Annotated in this window: 16 protein-coding genes; 4 read left to right on the top strand and 12 right to left on the bottom strand. The window is 66.5% G+C overall.

What is annotated here, in order from left to right:
- Positions 1–510: 510 nt before the first annotated feature.
- The gene (locus FMQ63_RS27820; protein WP_225909814.1) at positions 511–1,935 is read left to right on the top strand and encodes a hypothetical protein; all 1,425 of its coding nucleotides are present in this window, start codon (positions 511–513) and stop codon (positions 1,933–1,935) included.
- Positions 1,936–1,983: 48 nt separating this feature from the next.
- Here FMQ63_RS27820 and FMQ63_RS27815 read toward each other — a convergent pair whose 3' ends face one another.
- The 3 genes from FMQ63_RS27815 to FMQ63_RS27805 all read right to left on the bottom strand — a co-directional run bounded on the left by FMQ63_RS27815 (position 1,984) and on the right by FMQ63_RS27805 (position 4,858).
- Positions 1,984–3,297 carry a Dyp-type peroxidase gene (locus FMQ63_RS27815; protein WP_011551811.1) on the bottom strand — a complete coding sequence of 438 codons (1,314 nt, stop codon included), beginning with the start codon at positions 3,295–3,297 and terminating at the stop codon, positions 1,984–1,986.
- Position 3,298: 1 nt separating this feature from the next.
- On the bottom strand, positions 3,299–4,165 hold the full coding sequence (locus FMQ63_RS27810; RefSeq protein ID WP_225909815.1) for a hypothetical protein: 867 nt from the start codon (positions 4,163–4,165) through the stop codon (positions 3,299–3,301).
- A gap of 159 nt (positions 4,166–4,324) precedes the next feature.
- A complete protein-coding gene (locus FMQ63_RS27805; protein ID WP_011551813.1) occupies positions 4,325–4,858 on the bottom strand; it encodes a hypothetical protein in 534 nt (177 codons plus the stop codon).
- Between the two features lie 329 nt (positions 4,859–5,187).
- On the opposite strand from FMQ63_RS27805, the gene FMQ63_RS27800 reads away from it, so the two are divergent.
- Complete coding sequence (locus FMQ63_RS27800; protein ID WP_020477699.1) at positions 5,188–5,577, top strand: hypothetical protein; 390 nt, start codon at positions 5,188–5,190, stop codon at positions 5,575–5,577.
- A gap of 130 nt (positions 5,578–5,707) precedes the next feature.
- Here FMQ63_RS27800 and FMQ63_RS27795 read toward each other — a convergent pair whose 3' ends face one another.
- The 7 genes from FMQ63_RS27795 to FMQ63_RS27765 form a co-directional block, all read right to left on the bottom strand.
- A complete protein-coding gene (locus FMQ63_RS27795) occupies positions 5,708–7,228 on the bottom strand; it encodes a hypothetical protein (protein WP_020477698.1) in 1,521 nt (506 codons plus the stop codon).
- Between the two features lie 221 nt (positions 7,229–7,449).
- Positions 7,450–8,460 (bottom strand): kelch repeat-containing protein, encoded by a 1,011-nt coding sequence (locus FMQ63_RS27790; RefSeq protein ID WP_225909961.1) that lies wholly within the window; start codon positions 8,458–8,460, stop codon positions 7,450–7,452.
- A gap of 302 nt (positions 8,461–8,762) precedes the next feature.
- Positions 8,763–9,557: a hypothetical protein gene (locus tag FMQ63_RS27785; RefSeq protein WP_228556507.1), complete on the bottom strand. Its 795-nt coding sequence runs from the start codon at positions 9,555–9,557 to the stop codon at positions 8,763–8,765.
- A gap of 137 nt (positions 9,558–9,694) precedes the next feature.
- Positions 9,695–10,519 (bottom strand): hypothetical protein, encoded by an 825-nt coding sequence (locus FMQ63_RS27780; RefSeq protein WP_225909817.1) that lies wholly within the window; start codon positions 10,517–10,519, stop codon positions 9,695–9,697.
- A gap of 262 nt (positions 10,520–10,781) precedes the next feature.
- Complete coding sequence (locus FMQ63_RS27775) at positions 10,782–11,675, bottom strand: DNA-directed RNA polymerase sigma-70 factor (RefSeq protein WP_011551819.1); 894 nt, start codon at positions 11,673–11,675, stop codon at positions 10,782–10,784.
- The gene (locus tag FMQ63_RS27770) at positions 11,672–14,821 is read right to left on the bottom strand and encodes a tetratricopeptide repeat protein (protein WP_011551820.1); all 3,150 of its coding nucleotides are present in this window, start codon (positions 14,819–14,821) and stop codon (positions 11,672–11,674) included. The genes FMQ63_RS27775 and FMQ63_RS27770 overlap by 4 nt, the downstream gene beginning before the upstream one ends.
- Before the next feature lie 423 nt (positions 14,822–15,244).
- Positions 15,245–16,159 carry a LysR substrate-binding domain-containing protein gene (locus FMQ63_RS27765; protein ID WP_011551821.1) on the bottom strand — a complete coding sequence of 305 codons (915 nt, stop codon included), beginning with the start codon at positions 16,157–16,159 and terminating at the stop codon, positions 15,245–15,247.
- Between the two features lie 245 nt (positions 16,160–16,404).
- On the opposite strand from FMQ63_RS27765, the gene FMQ63_RS38155 reads away from it, so the two are divergent.
- A complete protein-coding gene (locus FMQ63_RS38155; protein ID WP_228556506.1) occupies positions 16,405–16,635 on the top strand; it encodes a cupin domain-containing protein in 231 nt (76 codons plus the stop codon).
- Between the two features lie 68 nt (positions 16,636–16,703).
- Entirely contained in the window at positions 16,704–17,570 is an 867-nt protein-coding gene (locus tag FMQ63_RS27755; RefSeq protein WP_225909818.1) for an MBL fold metallo-hydrolase, read from the top strand.
- Between the two features lie 97 nt (positions 17,571–17,667).
- On the opposite strand, the gene FMQ63_RS27750 is transcribed toward FMQ63_RS27755, so the two are convergent.
- Positions 17,668–18,762, bottom strand: a complete 1,095-nt coding sequence (locus FMQ63_RS27750; RefSeq protein WP_011551823.1) for a peptidyl-prolyl cis-trans isomerase — start codon at positions 18,760–18,762, stop codon at positions 17,668–17,670.
- A 9-nt stretch (positions 18,763–18,771) separates the two neighbouring features.
- Positions 18,772–19,699: hypothetical protein (locus FMQ63_RS27745; protein ID WP_228556505.1), on the bottom strand; the 928-nt coding region annotated here is incomplete at its 5' end.

Below are 19,699 nucleotides of genomic sequence, written 5' to 3'. Positions count from 1 at the left end.
CCGCGGGAATCGAATGAATTGTCATTCCGACTGCGACGTTTGGCGTGTTGCTGGGATGCGTGGTGGTGAGTCACCGAGACATACGAATCCGCCCCTTCAACGTGACAGATGCCTGCCCATGGGACAGGGCGCATGGTCCACCCAGCGCAGGTCAAGCCGTTCGGCCCAGCCCTTTGGAGATCACCTCTCGCATGCTCGTTGGCTCCACTGCCGCGAATTCACCCCGTGGCTCGCGCGGTAGAGGCCGATTGTGGTCGTTGCGCACCGATGAGGCGGCGACCGAATGGGGGGGCCACGGCTTCCATGGCCGGCCCTACCTGGACGTGCTGAGCGCATCGCCTCCGCGCTCCAGGTGCTACGCCAGGTCACCACCGTGAACCCCGTGCTTGCTCCATTCCATCGTCCACCGGGTGATGTCAATATTGTCCTACGCGCCCAAGCGTTTCAGCGGTTGACGCGGCAAGGAGGCCCGAAACCAGCCTCCAGGGCCTGTGTCTCATGGAGGTAGCGATGCGACGGTTTGGACTGGTGCTGGGGCTCTTGGGGGGCGTGGGGTGCGCCACCGGCATGCGAGGTATCGCGACCCAGTACAATCCGGAGACGGGGCAGTACGAGACGCCCACGCACGAGGTCGTCTATCAGGTGCCCGCCGAGGACGCGATGATGACGGCCCGGTTCATCCTGGAGAAGAGCCGCTATGACGTGATGGAGAAGGAGGGGGGACTGGAGATGTTCTCCTCCTTCATTCCGGACGTCATTCCCCCCGAGCGCTACTACATCCAGGGGACGCGGCTCGGGCCCCGGCAGGCACTCGTTCGAGTCTTTCGCATCAGGTACACGCAGGAAGGGGGAGGCTACACTGCGGAGGCCTCCGGTCGGTCCGGCGGGCATCTCTCCGTGGCGGATGCCTTCACCAATATCCCTGGGCTGGAGGGCTACCGGCCGGCGCACGGCTACCGCGACCTGGGTATCGAGCAGAAGCTGCTGGAGCGGCTGGAGATGGCTCCCGCGCTGGAGCTGGTGGGCGGCAATTCCCCTGTTCCCATTCGCTCGGTGGTGATGGAGAACTGGGGCGAGAAGGGTGGGACCACCGCCACCTCCGCCGCTCCCGCGTGTGGTGCTCCCTTGGCGGGGGCCTCGTCCCTGTTCTCTGCGGGAGGCGTCCTGCTCGTGGCGGACCCCCTGGGCACGCAGGAGGTGCCGTCCGCGGCGCTGCGGATGTTGTGCGAGGCCTCGGCCCAGGAGCTGCCGGTGACGCTGGCGCTGTCGATTCCCGTCTCCGAGCAGTCGCTCCTCGATAGCTACCTGGCCAGCGACGGCGATTCAGCGGCCGTTCAGGAGCTCCTCTCGGGGAGTGCTTTCTGGCGCCGGACATACCAAGACGGGCGCAGCAGCCGCGCCATGCTGTGGCTCGTCGAGCAGGTCCGCCGCATGCGCGTCTCTGGAAAGGACGTGGACGTGGCCGCCATCGACTCCGACAAGGCCCACGGCAATGCGCGCGAGGCGCAGATGGCCCAGCATCTGCTGAACGCTCAGTCGAAGCGCCCCCAGGCCTGGACGCTGGTGCTCACGGGCAGCGTCCACGCGCGCACCACGGAGGTGAGCTGGGATGGCGACTTCGAGCCCATGGGCTCTCGCGTGGTGCGCGCCCTTCCCTCGGTGCGTGCCCTGGATGTGGGCTTCCAGCGAGGCACCCAGTTCGTCTGCCGCTACAGCGTCTGGGATGAGGAGGTGGAGTGCAACGTCTTCGGCATCAGCCCGACGCTCGAGGCACGGCAGTCCTCCAAGCAGGCCGTTGGCCTGCAGCTCTTCACCTCCCAGCAGCCTCACGGCTTCCACGGCCGGCTCTACCTGGGCGCGCTGAGCGCATCGCCTCCCGCGCTCCAAGCGCCGCGCCAGGACACCACCGTCGACCCCGTGTCCTCCTCGAAGTGACTCGCCTGGACGCACCCATGACCACGGCGTCCATGCTCTCCGAGCCGTTCATGTCCGGAGGTCCGCCAGCCACCGCAGCGCCCGGAGCCCGGGCATGAAGCAGTACTCGCCTCCACGGGTGACCACGAACCGAGGGAGGCCTTGCATGCGCCTGGGGATGGGACGCTTTGGAACTGAGAACACGCCCGTCCCATCGTTCGCGCCGACGAGGGGGTCCTTCGCATCGCCCAGCCCGAGAAAGTCACCGCCGTTGACCCACTCCGATTGCACGAACTCGAACTGCCGTCCGAGGTGCGCGCCGATGAAGGCAAACATCAACCCTCGCTCGGCGCCGTCGTCCTCGAGGATGCCCTCGGGCAGTTCGGGCCCATAGGCGGTTCCGCGCCGGATCATCCGATGGAGTCTGACCACGCCGGCGACGGACGCGTCGCGGGGATTCGCTCGCCGGACGTGTGACGCGGGAGGCGTCTTGTATCCGGTCGGGTCATCTGAATAGAGGAAGGCGTTGTTCCGTGACGAATCGGCGCCAAGGTCGGGAGCGTCGTGGTGTGGGCACAGCGCCAGCGGCGCGCCGCTCCGCCACCTCCCCATCATCTTCGCCGCCAGAAACTCCTCGTCCTCCCGGCTGCTCGCGGTGGCCTTCAGGTACTGCCTGAACGCGGCCACCCGCTGATGAAGCTTGCGGAAGGCGACGTACGTCCCATTGCGCCCCAGGACGTCAGGCCAGGGCATCGGGGACACGCCGCCCGTTTCGTCGGGGTAGCCGAGTACGAATTCGCCTGCCTTGAGCGGTTCCTCGTGGGGATTGCTTCCTGGAATGCCGCTGCCCTCGACGGCCGGATGGCTGATGCCGTCCTTGAAGCCGAACGGCTCCTTGCCGGTGCTCAGTGCATGGCAGTCCTGACGCCAGATTGCCTCGATGCCGCCAAGTTCCCGCACCGCCTTGCTCGCGCGCTCCAGCGCCGTTTCGAGTTGAGCCTGAGTCGGCGAAAGCGCCGTCAGCACGACATGGACGTCGCTCGTTCCCAGCGGTGGCTCCCAGTGTTCGGGGCTGCTCTCGCCGTCGTCCCCCAGTGCCTTCGCCCGGGCGGCCATCCCCTGGCGGAACTCCCACGCGAAGCTGTCCAGTGAGTTTCGTGGTACGCCCAGCGCCTCGAGCCCGTGATACGTGAGCGCGACGCTGAGCCAGCAATCGGCGGTCGGGCTGCTCGGATGGGCGGCCGTGGCCACAACCGAGCAGAGCCGCCCCATCAACTCCCGCCCCGCGCTCCGGTCATCGATGCGGAGGAGGATATAGGTCGCGACGTACGGAGAAGGGCGGGGCCGCAGCACTCCGCTCTGGATGTCGTCCAGTTCGAGCATCTCAGTGGGCCGTGGCGAGGTTCTTCCAGAAACGCACGAGGCTCTCATCCGCCCCGAACAAGGTGCTGAAGATGGTGGAGTCGGCGACCAGCACGTCGCCGGCCCTGCCGTCGCCCGGCGGCATCCACACCAGCGCATTGAACTCGGTGTTTCCCTCGTTCGTGAAGGGATGGGGCCTGGTCAGGTCGATTGGCTGTTTCGCCAGGACACGAAGGGAATGGGAGTCCTCCGTCGTGACCGCGTAGTGCGGCAGGTGCATGTGGAAGTTGAAGTTCTGGACCCCGGAGAGCCAGCCGCGCGTATCCAGGTCTTCCATCACCGTCAAAGGGACGCTTCGGTTCGTTCCTTCGACGACGGCAGGGCGCAGGCCCCAACGATTCTCGACGGGGATTCCCAGCCCCTTCATCAACGAGCGCGCATAGCCGCCGAAGCGTTGCTGACGAGGCACCAGCGCGTCGCCATGATGGGCGTACTCCAGGGCGCGCTCCTCCAGGTCCGGTGAGTGTCCGACGTCGTGGTGTGGGCCTATCACCAGGCAGGTGCCTTCGCGCTCAAGGAATGCGCGGACCGCTTCTATCTCCTCCGGGGCGGCCACCTGTCCGGTGACGTTGTGGTCCAGGCCGAAGACGAGCAGCGTGTCCGCGTCGGCGAGGACCCTCTCGTCGAGTGGCAGGGGGAAGCCCGCCTGATCGACCCGCTGAAACATGGGGACCCTGTGCCCGGTGACTTCCTCGATGACCCGTTGGAACTTCACCCATGCCCAGAAGAAGAGCTCCAGTGAGCCCGCGACTCCTTGCTGGAACCTCAGCGGGTCAGCCCACTGTGGGGACTCGTAGTGGGGCCAGAGGGCTCGGCGAACCTCGGTCATGGTCGAGAACCGGTTGTCCATTTCGGCAGGGTTTCGATTGGCTTCTCCGGGGTAGCTCCAGGACGTGTAGACGCTGACTCGCCGATGCCCCCGCATGTATCTCCTCGGCGCGTGGTTCTGGTTGTACGTCCGCCCCGACGTTTCGCCCATGACATGCCTCTACTGCATCTGCTCGAGCATCTCGGCGAGCGCGGCCTTGATCTTCAGCGCCTTCTTGATTTCATCGCCTGTGAAGAACGGGTACTCGCCGTACTCGAGAAAGCTGTTGCACTGGTGGTCTCGGATGAACTGGATGAACGCAGGCGTGTTGGTCTTCCAGTCCATGGGAAACCCCTCGAGGTTCTCGAAGGCGGTGTTGATTCCGGACTGTGTGAAGAGTACGACTGCGTCCTCGGTGTATTTGTCGAAATCGGTGTCGAAGATGCCCTGATACATGAACCGGGTGTCGTCATCGAAGAGCACCCAGCGGAGGTAGTGGAGCTTGAGCGGCGCGAGAAGGTCGGGGTTGGCCTTGAGTGCTTCGGCGACCCTCTGGCCGTAGCCACGCATGGCATCGGCGCGCCCGGGCTTGACGTTGGCAACAATCGTGAAGCCATAACAAGCAGGAGTCTTCGGAAAAATCGGACCGTACTTCCCCCGCTCGAGGTGATCAGTCGACCTGGGAATGGCCATGGCCTGGGGCTTGATCTCCATCGCGAGGCTCCTTCTGTGCGTCCACTTCAAAGCTTGTGCTGGGGTCTGGAAGCTGCAATCACGTAGCGGCCAGCGGAACGAGCACACGGTGTCCCGTCGCCTCGGCACGCTGGACCGCGAAGTCATGTCGGAGCCGGAATCACGCCCTTCGGTGAGGCACTGGTGTCGTCACCGTTCGGAATTGAATGGCACCGGCCTGGGCACACGGCGCGGACGCCGCTGGCAGCGGCCCTCCTCGTCCCTCTGCTCCAGCCCGCCACCCTCACCAGGGTCCCTTTCGGTCTGATGCTGGCGAGGACGTCGTCTACCTGCAGGACGGCGAGGCCACCGTGGAGGGTCTGCGCTTCTGGGGGAGCCCCTGGCAGCCGGCCTACAACGACTGGGCCTTCAACCTGCCCCGAGGCGCCGCCCTCGCCAGCAAGTGGGCGGCCATCCCCGAGGGACTGGATGTGCTCATCACCCACGGGCCTCCGGCGGGCTTCGGGGACCGCTCCTCGGTGGGGGGACGTGGCGGCTGTACGGACCTGCGCGAGCGCGTGCTCGCCGTGCGTCCCCGGCTACACCTGTTCGGCCACATCCACGACGACGGCGGGCTGTGGCGCGAAGGGGACACGTGCTTTGCCAACGTCACCACGTGGGAGTGCGAGCGCGCGCCCACCGTCCTCCAACTCGACGCCCGAGGCGTGACGGAGGTGAGCATCCCTCCCGCCCGGCGCTGACTCGCGTTCCTTATCAACCACTCCTGGGGGCAGTGGTTGATAAGGAACTTCTCGTTGGAGGGGAACGAGGAGCTTGAGGGCCGACACACTACCGAGCATGTGGCGCGCGGCTCAAATTGCAACTGTAGAACTAATTGGCACTCAACATGCGGAGCCGTTCGAGGATGGCGTCATAGCCCAGTTCGAACTGATGCTCTGTCTGGGTGTTCCAATCCTTGCCGCCCGAGATGTCCCTTCCATTGGCATCCTTGTGCTTGTCGAAGTTCTGGAGCCCCGCCGAGGCTTTATCCTTCACTGCGGCGGAGACCTCGCGGAGTTGCTCCGTCCAGGACGTGTCCTTGCTGGAGAGCACCTCCGTGATGAAGTTCTTCAGCGCGACTTTCCCGACCTCGCCCGCAGGACCCAAGGGCGCCAACGCCACACCCGCGATGGTCTCCGCCAAGTCTTTCTTGAACTGCCCCGCGTCCGCGGTGCGTTTGATCTCCAGTCCATACGCTCCCACCATGGCTCCCGTGAGACTCCCCAGCGTGCGCGCGTAATGGTCATTGACGGGGGGCTTTCCACCCGCAGTTGCGGGGTTGAGCGCCCCTGCGCGGAGTTGCTTGGGCAAGTCCTCTTTGACGAACTTCGCGAACCCCGGGTCCTTGCCCGAGCCGTGGACGATCGAATCACGCAAGAACTTCGGAAGCGCCTGGAGCGTGTCGTCGTAGGCGCTGTTGGGCCCACCCGAATTGTTCGTCAGTTCATTGATGATGCCCGAGGGGTCCGAGCGGAAAATCTTCTTGAGCCCTTCCAACTGGGTCGCACGGGCGGGGTCGGTCTTGTCCCCCAACGCGTTGGCTCCCACACGGAAGATGTTCGCACGGTGGTCCGAATACGCCGGCCCCTTGAACAGGTCTGGCACCTGCCCAAGTATCTTGACCGCGCCGTCCGACCTGGTGGGCTCTCGGCCCGAGAAGCTGTTGTTGTGCGGTGGCTGCTGCAGTCCCTTCTCGAGGATTGCGACGAACTTGTCTCTCCCCAGCTCTGCTCCGTAATTCTGGATGAGCTTGGGGTCTGAATTGAGTACGTCCGCGAAGTTCTGCGCCTGGATGGTGTTCTTGTCCGCGGTCTTGCCGGATTCATTCAAGAACGTGCGACGAACGGACTCCGGGGTCTCCGGCTGCTTGAGTACTGAGACCATGGCGTCTGGCACCTGGCTCTTGGCCGCCTCGCGTGCCAGGTCGTTCACCACGCTGGGCGGCGCGGAGCCCGTGCTCTTGGCGAGCGCTTTCAACGCCGCCGTCTGCTCCGCATCTGTTTTGTAGAGCCCCTTCTGGTCATGGGCGATCTGCGCGGATGCGCTGGAAATCAACTCCTTGCTGTCCTTGTCTCCTAACGTTGCGTAGAGTTGTTTGAGATAGCCCGGATCATTCTGGTGCTGCTGGATGGTCTCGGTGAACTCGCGGGTCCGCTCGTTCCGCCCCGCGCCACCGATGTATCGGTGCTTGTCTTGAAGACGCTGTGCCGCTTCCTTCCCCGAGGGAGCGTTCTTCGGCTCCGTGGCGTCTGTCTCCTCCTTCGGAGGTGTCGCCGGCTTTTTCTCCGGAGGCTTGACGGGCGGAGTCGAAGGCGGGTCCTGCGGTCGAGGGCTCGGCGTGGGCGCCCCCATCTGCGAGAAGTCCTTGGGAGCCTTGCCAAAGCTAGACGTGCCTGTGTGCCCGGGGGGAGTAGTCCGCTGTGCCTGAGGCCGGGCGCTCTGCGGTTTGCTCTCCGCGGGTCTGGTTGTGGTTTGCGGCTTGGGGGCTGTGATTTTGGCCATGGGATGACTCCGGGGAAGCGAGTTCTTTGAAGCTCACTACGCAGCGACCGAATACGAGACAGGCACAGGCGTCAGGGGACATACCGCTCGGCGGTGTTCAGTACGGCACCGCCGTCGATACCCCCGATGATGAGCACACTCCCTGATTCCAGCCATGTGGCCGTGTGATTGACGCGCGCCGATGACATGGGAGCGATGAACTCCGAAGAGCCATCTCGCCGGAATATCTCCGCGGAGGCACGTGGCATTGCGTAGGGGCTGGAATACCCGCCCGCAATCAGCACCTCGCCTGAGGGCAATGCGGTCGCCGTGTGAAAGAAGCGGGCTTCCATCATTTCCGCCTGGGGCGTCCACGAAGTGCTGCTCAATTGAAAGAGTTCCGCTGCCCTGAGGACCCGTCCTGGTGAGCCCTCGAGGGAGCCGGTCACCAGGATTCTTCCAGAAGGCAGCCGCGTGGAGGCGTGCCCGTGGCGCCCATGTTCCATCTGTGCCAGGAGGAGTCGCCATCCCGCCTCTGGTTGATTCGAGTCGTAGACCTCGGCCGTCGTCTCCGCTCCAGCAGCATTGAAGCCACCAATGGCCACCACCACGCCCGCTTCCAGGAGGGTGAGTGTCAGTACGTTGCGTTTGACATTCAAGCTCCCAGCATCTGTCCAGGAGTCGGTGTCCGGGTGATAGAGCGCGGCGGTGTTCAGCCCGTCGAGATGCGAGTTCCCGCCACCCGCCACCAGCACCTTCCCCGAGGGAAGCAGGACGGCGGCATGGCTGGCGCGTGCTCCGAGTGGGATGGGATTGGCAGGAGCCCACTCATTCGCTTCCGCATCGTAGATTTCGGCACTGTTCAGCGCGCCACCTCCGGGGCCCCGGCCACCGACCACCAATACGTTTCCATTCGGTAAAAGGGTGGCGGTGTGGTCCATGCGCGCCGTCGCGAGGTCTGGCCCAGGACTCCAACTGTTTGATGAGACGGTGTAGAGCTCCGTGGTGTTCGTGGGGGTGTTGCCTGAGCTACTCCCACCAACGACGAGCACTCGACCATTTCTCAGTTCCGTGGCCGTATGCCCTGTGCGCCGCGTCTGCATCGGTGCCACCGACTTCCACCCCGGCGGTTCTCGCCCGCCATCCGGAGGTCCCCCGTCAGTGCCTGCGTCCGAACCGCCGTCCCCTCCGCCGTGCGGCCCGCCGTCCTCGCCGTGCGGCCCACCTCCATCGTTACCTCCATCCAGGCTGCCATTGCCATCAGGGCCCGCATCCGAGGCGCCATCCAGGCATGCGCCAGGTTTACTGTTGCAGAATTGGTCCACCGCCTCGTCGACGTCGAGGCACGCAGCGAGATGGACGCTGAGCACCAGCAATCCAAGGACTGTTGAGCGACGCAGGGGCTTCATGGCCACCTTCCAGACACGAACGCGGACGTCCCATCCAGCCCGAATTGTAGGGAGCCTTGCTTCTCTGGCGACCCCAGCAGGTACATTCCCGTGGCGGCGCCCAGCCCCACCAGGCCTCCCACCAGCAGCCCCACGGAGACTGTCTGCAGCCCGCGCGCGTTGCTGGCCACGTTCCTGGCCTCGGCCTGTGAGCCGATGTGCTGCGCCTTGTGCGCCAGCTTCGACTTCTTTCCCTCCGCCAATCCCCAGAAGACGCCCGCTGTGACGACGAGGGCCCCTCCTGCCACCGCGGGGATGAGCGCTCGGTCTCGCAATGAGGAGTGCGAGCCGGATACCTCCGGTACTGGCGACGATGAAGACTCCGGGAGTCCCGAGGCCACCGCGGGAAGCGGCTCTCGTGGCGCCTGAACCCGCTGAGCCTCTGTGGGGGCCTCCATCTTCAAGGGCTCACGATCGACTCCTCGCGCGGCCAGCTCGCTCAGGACATGCTGGCGCACCGATTCGAAGTGCCGCTTCAGCTTGGGTGAGACAAGCAGCGGCAACTTCGCAGCGGGGTTCAAGAAGAGGGCCGCCTTGAAGGTGGCTTCGGCGTCGCTCAACCGCCCACTCAACTCCACCATGATGACGCCCTCGTAGAGGGACATCACGACCTGATCCTCAGGCCTCTTCGACATCGCCTTGCCGTGGACAACCTGCTCCAGTGCTCGCTCGTACTCGAGGTCTCCTATCAATTGGTGGATGGAGACCGCACAGCGGTACACGTCTGGGGAGACGTCTCCTCGGGCACTCAAGGGGAGAAGGGAGAGCCCGAGGCACATGAGCCAGACGCAGGTGTCATGTCGCGACAGGCCGCTCGACAAAACGACTCTTGCATTGTCGTAGATGGAAGGATGCATGACGTCCTCTCGCGCATGGCGTCCGACGTCGTTTACTGCTTCGACGTCACCGGGGACGGGGCGCTGCCATCCGGCATGATGGGGACGGTGTTTCCGCGGGTCGCGTCGGAAGGCACCACCCCAGTGTTGGAGCCCTGTCGCTGGTGGAACCAGGCGTCGGTGGACGAGTCCATGTGTGTCTGCCCAAAGGGGCCATGGGCGACGTCCTGCGCGTCCATCGTTTTCATCGCGTCGAACGGAGCCCCAGGCGCTGCTCCGCTCCCGACAGTCTGGATGACTTCCTGCGGGGGCGGGGGCGTCAATCCCAGCAACTTCTCCAACTCCGCCTTTCGACTCGTGCCCTCGAAGGCCGATTCGAGTTCGTTCTTCGTCGGCTTGACCTTGTCGATGTCCTTCTGACTGTAGGGGGGCGTCTTGGATTCCTCGACGGCCACCGCGTTCGCCTTGCGCATGGCCTCTTCGGCGCTCTTCGCGGCAAGGGCTGCCTTCTCCTCCGCGTCTTGGAGTTTCTGAGCCGCCATCCTGGAGGCTTCGGTGACCTCTTTGAGCTTCTTCTCCGCGACGGCGAGGTCTTCCTTCGACTTTTTCGCCTCTGCGGGCGTCTGTCCTGGCCTCTCCGCGGCCTTGCGTGCAGCGGCGGCGGTCTTCTCCGCCGCGGCCTTCTGCCGTCGCGCGGCACCCGCGTCGTGCTTGGCCTGCGTCAGGTTGTCCCGGGCAGCCGTCGCGGCCTTGCGCCTGGCCTCGGCGGCGAGCCGCGCTGCCTCCGCCTTCTGCCGGGCCTCCTCCGCGCGGCGCTGTGCTTCGGCGGGATCGACTTTCGGAGCACCAGAACCACCGACCGCTGTCACTGAACCCATGGGATATCTCCTCTGGATGGGGCATTTCCGCGCATGTGATTGGAGGGCCGGGCATGAGGCATGCCCGAGGTGCGTACGGCCTGCGCGAGTCGATGCGTGTCGTCCCCTGCAATCGAAGAGAAAGAGGGAGGTGGCCCACCGACGTCCCAAAAATCTCCGGAGACGACGCTGGCGGCGGCGTTGCCCTGGCAAGTCGGCGGGACGCCGGTGCGTCAGGAGTGCCAGCAGTCGGGCGCCCGGCGGCAGATGGGCGGTAGGGGCTTCAGTCCAGCAATCCCAGGAGGCTGATATCCAGTCGGCTGCTGACCAGTCCCAGGAGGCTCTCCAGGGCGAGTTGGTCCTGCTTCATTCTTGGCGCGAGCTCCATGCGAACGCGCTCGAGCAACTGCTCGCGGGCATCGGCGACCTTGCGCGCGACGCCGGAGCGCGAGCCTCCGTACATGAGCGTCAGCCGGTCCATCGTGAACCCATGGAAATGGTGCAAGCGCAGCAGGGTCCGCTCCTGCTCGGAGAGCACCGCCACCGCTTTTCGGAGCGACTCGACGAGGAGTTGGCGTGCATCTTCGCGCAGCAGCGCGTACTCGGGGTCGCTCGGGGCCAGCATCCGCGCGAGTTCCTCGGGAGGTTCCGCGACGAGCTGATGGCGCTCGTCCTGGCCCATCAACTCCGAGGCGATGCGTGCGGCGACGATGCTCACCCAGGTCCGCAGGGGCCCTCGCCCCCCATAGCTCGCAATCCTCGGTGGCGTGTTGCTGCTGCCCACCAGCAGCCGTTCGCGCAGCATCTGCAGCACTTCCTCCACCAGGGGCGGCGACACCTTCCCGAGCCGGGGTGGGACGTGCCGGAGGATGTGTTGTTCGAAGGCCTTGAGGGCCGCCGGATCCCCGGTGGTGCAGGCGCACGCCAGATACAGGTCGGCACCTTGGAGGATGCGCATCACCTCCGCGGCCTTTCCCTCAGGCAGGTGCCGGGCCAGGTGCCTCACGAAGGTCTCTGCCGGGAGTGACAACGTGGGCCACTGGGTCCGTGCTGCCTCGACGTGTTTGTCCAGCAGCGCCTCGAATCCCTCCTCGGCCTCCAGCTCCGCCCGCAGCTTCGGAGACACGTATGCCCGCAGCAGCGCCGCCAGGGAGCCTGTTCGCTGTTCGTCACTCATCGTTTCGTCTCACGCCGTTGCCAGGCCAACACCGTCTGGAGCTCCGACTGGCCCCGGACCCCCACAGACTCCAGCCGCGCCCGGGCCTCCTCGGCCAGCGCGAGCGCCCGTGCCCGCTCCGGGGAAGCGCGCGTTTCCATGAGCGCCCGGGCCAAAAGGAAGGCGGTCTTGCCGGCGACCCGCGGGTCTTTGACTTCGCCCCATTGGGTTTGGATGCGCCGGGCGCGCTCGAGCAGGGGGACCGCCTCCGCCGCGGTACCCAGCGCCAGATGCGCCTCCCCGGAGCAGGCCAGGGCGCTCGCACCGTCCGGGGACTCCGCGCCACCCGCCTTCTCGGTGACCTTCCTCGCCCGCTCGCAGTACGCGAGCGCCTCCTTCGAAGCCCGGGTCGCCAGGGCAAACTCGGCGAGGGGAAGCAGCACGGTCACCGTCTTACCGCCCTCCGGGCCATGTTCCTTCTCGAGCCGCTGGAGCGCGTCCAGCAGGTCGCGTCGTGCCTCGGCATGGCGGCCCGCCTTCAGGTACACCTGTCCCCGGACTGTCAGCGGCAGGGCGGCGCGTGGCGTGTCCTGGCCCAGTGAACGCTGGACGCGCTCCAGGGCCTCGGTGGCAAGGCCCAGCGCCTCGTCGCCCTGGCCCGCCTCACTGGAGATGTCTGCCAGCGCTGAGAGCGCGAAGATGACGGTGATGTGGTTGGGGCCCCGGGCCCGCTCGAAGATGGCGCGCGCCCGCTCAGCCATGGAGCGTGCCTCCTCCAGTCGACCCGCGACGCGCGAGACCACGGCGAGGTTCAACAGAACCGTCCCCATGGGGGTGGTCTCTGGGTCGGAGGATGCCTCCTGAAGTGCCAGGGCCTTGCGCCAGGCGCTGACGGCCTCGGCGTACCGGCCCACCTCCAGCGAGGCAGTGGCGACCCGGTTGTAGGAAGTCACGAGGGCCGGATTGTCAGCGCCAAGGATGCGCTCGCGCAGTTCCAGGGCCTCGCGGTGGAGCTTCAGCGCGTCTTCATAGCGGCCTTGGCCGAAGCGGATGCGTCCCAACTGATGGATGAGGTTGGGCGTGCGGAGGCTGTCCGGGTGATTCCTCCTCCGCGAGAACTCCAGTCCCTGGCGCGCCTCCTGCTCCGCCTCGGCGATCTGGCCGTACGCCTCTCGCAGCGACGACAGGCGCGTGTGCAGTTCCGTCGTGATGTCCGGGAAGCGCTCCCGCCCCAGCCGCTCGACGGCGGCCCGGGCGTGCCGGATGAGCTTCTCCGCTTCGTCGGGGCGGGACTGCTCCTCGCCCACCGCCCAGATGAGCTCCAGCCAGGCCCGTGCCACCGTCTCGTCGTCACGCGCGGCCTCGGCTGCCCACAGGGCCTGGTAGAAGAATGCTTCCGCTTCCTTCGGCTTGTTGAGGCCCCCGAGGACGGTGCCGTGGGCCAGGAATATCTCCGCCTCCAACGGCTTGTAGCCGAGCCCCTTCTGCTCTTCGAGCAGGGCTGACGTCACCGCGAGGCCGTCGGTGAACCGGTGTGACACGAGGTGGGCCCGGACCTGCGCCAGCTTGTGCCGCGCCGCATGCACGCGGGAGCGGAGGTTGTCGGGCGGCTGGGGGCGGCTGGTGAGTCCTGGGGTATCGCGGCATCCGACGAGACCCTCGAGGGAGGTCGCCAGTTGGCGCGCGTTCTGCACCGTCTGCGCGTCCGCCTTTTCCAGCACCTCCGTGACGGCGGCGATTTGCCAGAGCCGCGCATCGAGGCACGCGGCGGTCTGCCTGGCCTGGTCCGCGGTGTCGCCCGTTGCGGCCAGGCAGGCCTCCGTGCGAAGCGCCTGCCATTGAGCGGTGTGGTCGTCCATCACCGCCGCGAACTGCGTCCAGGCCTGGGCTGCGTAGGTCATGCCGGTGGCGAGGAAGGCTGTCCGGATCCGTTCGCGCCGCGCGGGGCTCCATGCCACCGCGAGCTTCTCCGCTTCCCGCGCACAGCTGGCATCGCGCCGTTGCGCCGTCGTCCCGTAGGCCGCGAGGATGCCCATCGCTCCGGCCACGGTCGTCGTGACGAGAAGCGGCACAAGTCTCCGGTGCGGCGGGGGAGCGAGGGCCGCCAGCAGGGACTGCATGGTGGGGAAGCGATCCTCGGGCTTCGCGCTGAGCCCCCGGAAGACGGCGCGTCGAACTCGGGTCGGGACCTTCACCTCGCGCTTCGGAGGGCTCATCCTCCCTTGCTGCGCGGCCAGGACCACCTCCTGCAGCGTCTCCCCTTGGAAAGGGCGCGCCCCAAAGAGGGCCTCGTGAAGCGCCACGCAGAAGCTGAACTCGTCGGAGCGGGCATCCGCGCGCTGACCTCGCACCAGCTCCGGGGCGATGTAGGCGGGCGTGCCCAGCAACTGGCCCGTCCGGGTGAGCCGACCCGTGGGAGTGACAGGGGCCTCAATGTGCTCCTGGTGCGACGCGCCTTCTTCCTGCTGGAGGAGCCGGGCGATGCCGAAGTCCGTCACGAAGACCCGCCCGTCCTTCCCAATGAGGGCGTTGGCGGGCTTGAAGTCGCGGTGGACCAGTCCCGCGGCGTGCGCGGCGGCCAGTCCTTTGCCGGCTTCAAGGAAGACCCGGAGCACCTCCTTCCAGGGACGCCGCTCCTTCATCCACTCCGCCAGGGTGGTGCCTTCCACCAGCTCCATGGTCAGGAAGACACCGTCGCCGTAGGCGCCCACGTCATAGAGGGTGACGACATTGGGGTGTGAGAGCCGGGCCAGCGCCTGGGCTTCGCGCAGCAGCCGCTGCTGCAGCTCCTCTCGCTGGCTTCCCTTGGGGCGCAACACCTTGAGGGCCACCCGGCGACCGAGCTCTGGATCATCTGCCGCGTACACGATGCCCATGGCGCCGGCGCCGAGGCACTCTCGCACCACATACCGGGAGAGCCTGGCGCCAAGCGGCAGTGGCTGGGAATTCGCCTCCTCCCCAGGGGCTGTCGGAGCGCTGGATGGCGCTTGAGTGCCCACTCCCGCTCCCAGGGCCCACCGACAGTCGGCACAGGTCTCGACGTGTGCCAGGACTTGGGCCCGGTGAGCGTCGGAAAGCAGCCCGGCAAGCAAGTCCGTCAGCGTCGTTTCCTGGGGGCACGACTGCATGGGTGAGGACTCCGCAACGCGTTCCGGCTTTCCGAACATAGCAGAGGTCGGGAGCCTGGCTGTGCGTGCAGGCAGGTCTCCAGGAAATTTTGGGACACAGGTTGCCCCATTCCCTCTTTGCCATCGATTGCAGGGCGATGGACCTCACTCAATTCTTGATTCCCAAGAGATGCTTCCGACGTGCCGTGAGTCCAGCGTGGGCGAATTCCTGCCTTGTCGCTGTGCGGTTCACTGTGTTTGCTAAGGGACAATCAAGGCCGTGGCGAAGGACTCCCGTTGACATTGTTTCACCCACTGGTGGTTCTGGAGGTGCAAAGGCAAATCCTGCCGAGGCGCGGTGCGGCTCTCCAATGCGGCAAGGCACAAGGTCAAGGCGGAGAAGAAGCGCAAAGATGCGACCGGAAGGACAGCGCACGCCTCTGCGCTCTCACCCATGATGCAGCGAGAGCGTTTGGGCGGCACTCATCGCCGTGAGGCAGCCCGTGGCCCTGCTTTGCCGTGGCGGGAGAAGCGCTCGCGGAGCAGTTGGATGAAGTAGGTCAGTGGAGCGGGGCGCTGGCGGGATGCGCGGGTGACGGCGCTCCAGCGGCGTCGGATTCCCTGCGGCGTCAGCCGGACCGTCTGCAGTCCAGGGTGCTGGCTCGGCAGCATCCATTGGGGCAGCGCCGTCACGCCGATACCGCCACGCACCAGCTCGATCAGCGCCTCGGTGAGGGGGACGGGGGAGACCCGGTGCGGCTCGATGCCCGCCGGCCAGAGCACGCGCGTGAAGACATCGAGCTGCTCCCGAGGCGCGGCATAGGTGAGCAGGTGCTCCCGCACCAGGTCCTCCGCCGTGACATGTCCCCGCCGCGCCAGCGCGTGGTCCTCGGGGACCACCAGCATGAGCTCGTCCTCGAAGAGTGCAGTCTGTGCCAGGCGGGCCTGCGGCGGGACGTCGGTGGTCAAGGCGAGATCCAGCTCGCCATTCAGCAGCGCCCCAAGAGGCTGGCGCGTGGCCTCCAGGACGATGCGCAGCTCGACGCGTGGGTGCTCGGCCTGCCACCGCCCCAGGATGGGCGGCAGCCAGCCATACACCGTGTAGCAGCCCGTGCTGAGCCGGAGCAGGTCGTCCTGCGGGTGCGCACGGCAGACCGCCTCGGCCTGGGCCACCTCGCTCAGGACCCGCCGTGCGGAGAGGAGCAGCTTCTCGCCTGCGCCGGTCAGGAGCAGGCGGCGCTGGCGACGCTGGAAGAGCTGCACGCCCAGGCGCTCCTCGGCATCGCGGAGTTGGTGACTCAGTGCCGAGGACGTGAGGTGAAGCTGCCGGCTCGCAGCGGCCAGGCTTCCCGTGTCGGCGACCGCGGCAATCAGCTTGAAGTGACGGAGCTCGAGCATGCCGGTCAGCTTCACATGAACTGAATTCAGCATCATCGTGAAATCGTTTCGCTGCGCTTATGGAATGGGTCTCCTTAACGTTGGTGCCCCAGAGCCAGGAGCACGGACGGATGCCCCAGTCAGACAGCTTTCCGAGGATGCAGCGCCTTGTCGTACCCCCATGGTCGTCCGTGTGGATTGACGACATTGAACCGGTGGTCGTCGGCTCCGGCTGCCTTCGGAGGGATTTGCCGAGCACTCGCGACGTGAGGGTCTGGGTCGTGGACATGGCTCCCGGGAGTCAGTGGCCCTTTGTGGACGTCCACGACACCGGAGAGGAGGTTCTCGTGGTGAGCGGTGAGCTCATCGAGGGCGAGCAGCGCTTGGGAGCGGGCTCATACCTGTTCTTCCCGCCGGCAAGCCGTCATCAGCCGCGGACCGAAACCGGCGTGCGCCTCTTCGGCATCAACCTCGTGGCCTCCCCGGGGGCTCGGTGAGCCAGGACGCCCTGACTTCCTTCTCCCCATTCCGGATGGAGCCTTCGAACACGGAGGGGCGGGACACGATGGCTCGACCCTCGCGGACGGGCCGTCGGGATTTCCTGCGTGCGGCGGTGGCGCTCTCCGCGGGCGCGGTCCTGCTCCCCCCGGGGACGGGCCGTGCGACGAAGCCTGTCGACAGCGCCGCGCTTCGGGCCCAGCGGTTGGCCTGGGCCGGCGTGCGGCTGCGGCTCGGACAGGACACGCTCTTCCTGGACCCGTTGAGCGACCCCACCGTGTGGGGGGCCGCGCTGAAGGACCCGCTTGTCCCAGTGGACGTGAGCGACGGGGGCCGCTTCGTCCTGGTGACGCATCGCCATTCCGACCACTTCGACCGGGTGGCCGTCCGTCAGGCGCTGGGGGACAGCGGGACGCTGGTGTGCGCCCCAGACATGGCCGCGGCGGCTTCGGCGTCGGGATTCCGCGTGCGGTCCGCCCCGCTCTACGAGCCCATCTTGCTCAATGACTTCACCGCCACCGCCGTTCCCGCGGCGGACGGCTATGGGGATCCCCAGGTTTCGTGGGTCGTCTCCGGTGGAGGCCGCCGCATCATCCACTGCGGCGACACGCTGTGGCATGGCTCCTGGTGGCACATCGGGCGACAGTTCGGCCCCTTCGATGCGGCATTCCTGCCTATCAACGGGGCGCGCTTCGGCTGGCGCAAGCCCGTGAGCGACGTGCATGCCGTCCTGACGCCGGAGCAGGCGGTGGCCGCGGCCTTGGTGTTGGGAGCAAAGCTCCTCGTGCCCATCCACTACGGCCTCGCTGCCTCGGAGGACTACCAGGAGGTCCCGGACGCGGAAGCGCTGCTTCTGGCCGCCGCGCGCACGCGGAAGGTGAACGTGGAGCTGGCACGTCCGGGGGAGTGGCTGACCTGGCGGGCCCGGACCTGACAGCGCGGCTCGAAGTGGGGAGCCATGGGCACTGCTCTGCCCCCATTCTTCGAGCCGCGCGCCTTCTCCCTACGACCGCGGGCCCATGGCCTTGCCATTACTCCCGCGAAACGTCGGCCTTGGACAGGATGTGGCTGACGACCGCCGTGTGCATCGTCAGCGTGTCGAACCTCCGGCCGAGATTCTTGTCGGACTGGAGCAGGCGCCCCAGCTCAACGCGGCTCAGTTGGGCTCTCTCCGCGAGGCTGTTGAACAGCTCCTCCGCGGACTCCCGCTCGGACTGGATGTGGTCTCTTTCGGCGATGGCCCGAAGCCCAAGCGCCAGCCGCAGCCGGTACTCCAGTTCGCTCCGGGTGGAGTCGTCGAGCAGCCAGCCATCCAGTCCTTCCCGGACCCGCTCGTGCGGTAGGCCCAGGCTCACCAGGATTGGATACTCGGCCTCGGCCCACCGCTGGCGGATTTCTTCGTCGATGAGGCTCCGTGGCACCTCGACATGCGTGCGCCGAGCCACCTCCCTCATCACGTGGTCCTGGAAGTCCCACAGGTACTGCGCGTCCCGCTGGGCGATGAGTTCCCCGGCGATGTACTCCATGACCTCGTCGAGCGTGCCTCCGCGTCCCAGCGCGGCGAAGAGTTCTGGAGATGACTCCCCCAGTAGCGTCACCTGGTAGGCCGCCTTCATCTTCACGTCGAAGCGAGCAGGGACGCCACGAAGGGACTCCACTGCGTAGTCATCAGGCAGGACGAGGTCCACCGCTACGGACTCGCCAACCCGGGCCCGCACCACGGCTTCGAAGAAGCCGGGGAGCAGCGGGTCGGGAGTGGCTTCCGTCCTCCATTCCGCGCGGGCGGAGAACGGGATGAGCCTTCCGTTGGCGAAGCCGACGACGTCCAGGAGCACGTCGTCTCCGGAGTCAACGGCTTCGCCCGGCTCGCGCTCCCTGCGCGGCGCCACCACGCGGCATAGCGTGGCGAAGCGATCAAGGATGGCCTCGGGCGAAATTCCCCCGAGCTCCGGCATCTTCACCCGGAGCTCCTCCAGCGAAGGGGCCTCGCGGAGGAGCGGAAGTCGAGGGCTCGTCGCATTGCGGAAGGCCATCGCTCCGGGCGCTTGGTTCAACAGCCCCATGCCCTGCAACTCCCCAATCGAGAGCGGCTGGCCTGGGTTGGACTTGTCAGGAGGCGAGTGCATGGAGGGCTCCTAGAAGAAGCTCCCGACGAGGTCGGAGACTGTGGAGAAGGCCGCGCCGACCTGACTCACCACCGGGATGTTCGTGGCCGCGAGCACGGACCCTGCGGCGGTTGTCCACGCTGTTATCTTCTTGCCTGGGCTGGCGTCCTTGGAGTTGGACGTCGCGATGGCTGTGGCGATGTCGAAGCCGGCGACGGCGACGTTCGCGCCGGGCACGAATCGTCCCGCGAACTTGGCCAGCTTTCCGCCTGCGGCCTTGGCACCTTTCTCGATGGCCGCGTCGAACGCGCTGTCCGCGGTCTTCTCGGCGCCTGTCTTGATCCCCTGGTTGAGCCGCTTCTGTGCCTTGTTGTTGCTGTCGCCGTGCGCCTTGGCGGCGATGTCCGTCGTGGAGGACCGACTGGCCTTCTTGAGCGCTTCGAACTTCTCAGCGGTGCCCACATCCCCGGCGTCCGCATGGTTGAACGCCTTCATGGAGAGGTTGTGAGCAATCTTGAGCCGCCCCTTGAGGCCCAGGTCCGGGGCGGCGGCCTTGAGGGACAAGTTGGCAGCCCGGGTCGCGCTCCCGTACTTCTCGAGGTCTCGTGCTGTCTCGAGCCCCGCCTTCAGGGTCTCGGTTGAGGTCTTGCCCGCACTGGCGAGCGCATCCAGGGCTTCGCTGCGCTCCTGGGGATTGCTGCTCGACAGCCCCCCGGTGGCGAGGGCCTTGTAGGCATCACTCACCTTTCCATCGATGAGGGTGTAGGCGCCGACGCCGCCTTTGATGGCCGTGTTGGCCTTGCCCAGCCTTCCTAGGCCATTGTCCAGGTCCTGAAGTTGCTCCGGTTCCGCAGAGCGTTCCGCGCTTTCGCCCTCAAGCGGCAGCGCGGTGCTTCTTCTCGTAACCAGCGGGTGACTCGTAGTCGAGCGCGGAGTGGCGCCGGAGCGGATTGTACCA

The sequence above is a fragment of the Myxococcus sp. CA005 genome, from assembly GCF_006518205.1.
Taxonomy (GTDB): Bacteria; Myxococcota; Myxococcia; order Myxococcales; family Myxococcaceae; genus Myxococcus; species Myxococcus xanthus.
The sequence above is the reverse complement of the archived record's forward strand: the minus strand, read 5'-3'. Positions and strand labels throughout refer to the sequence as shown.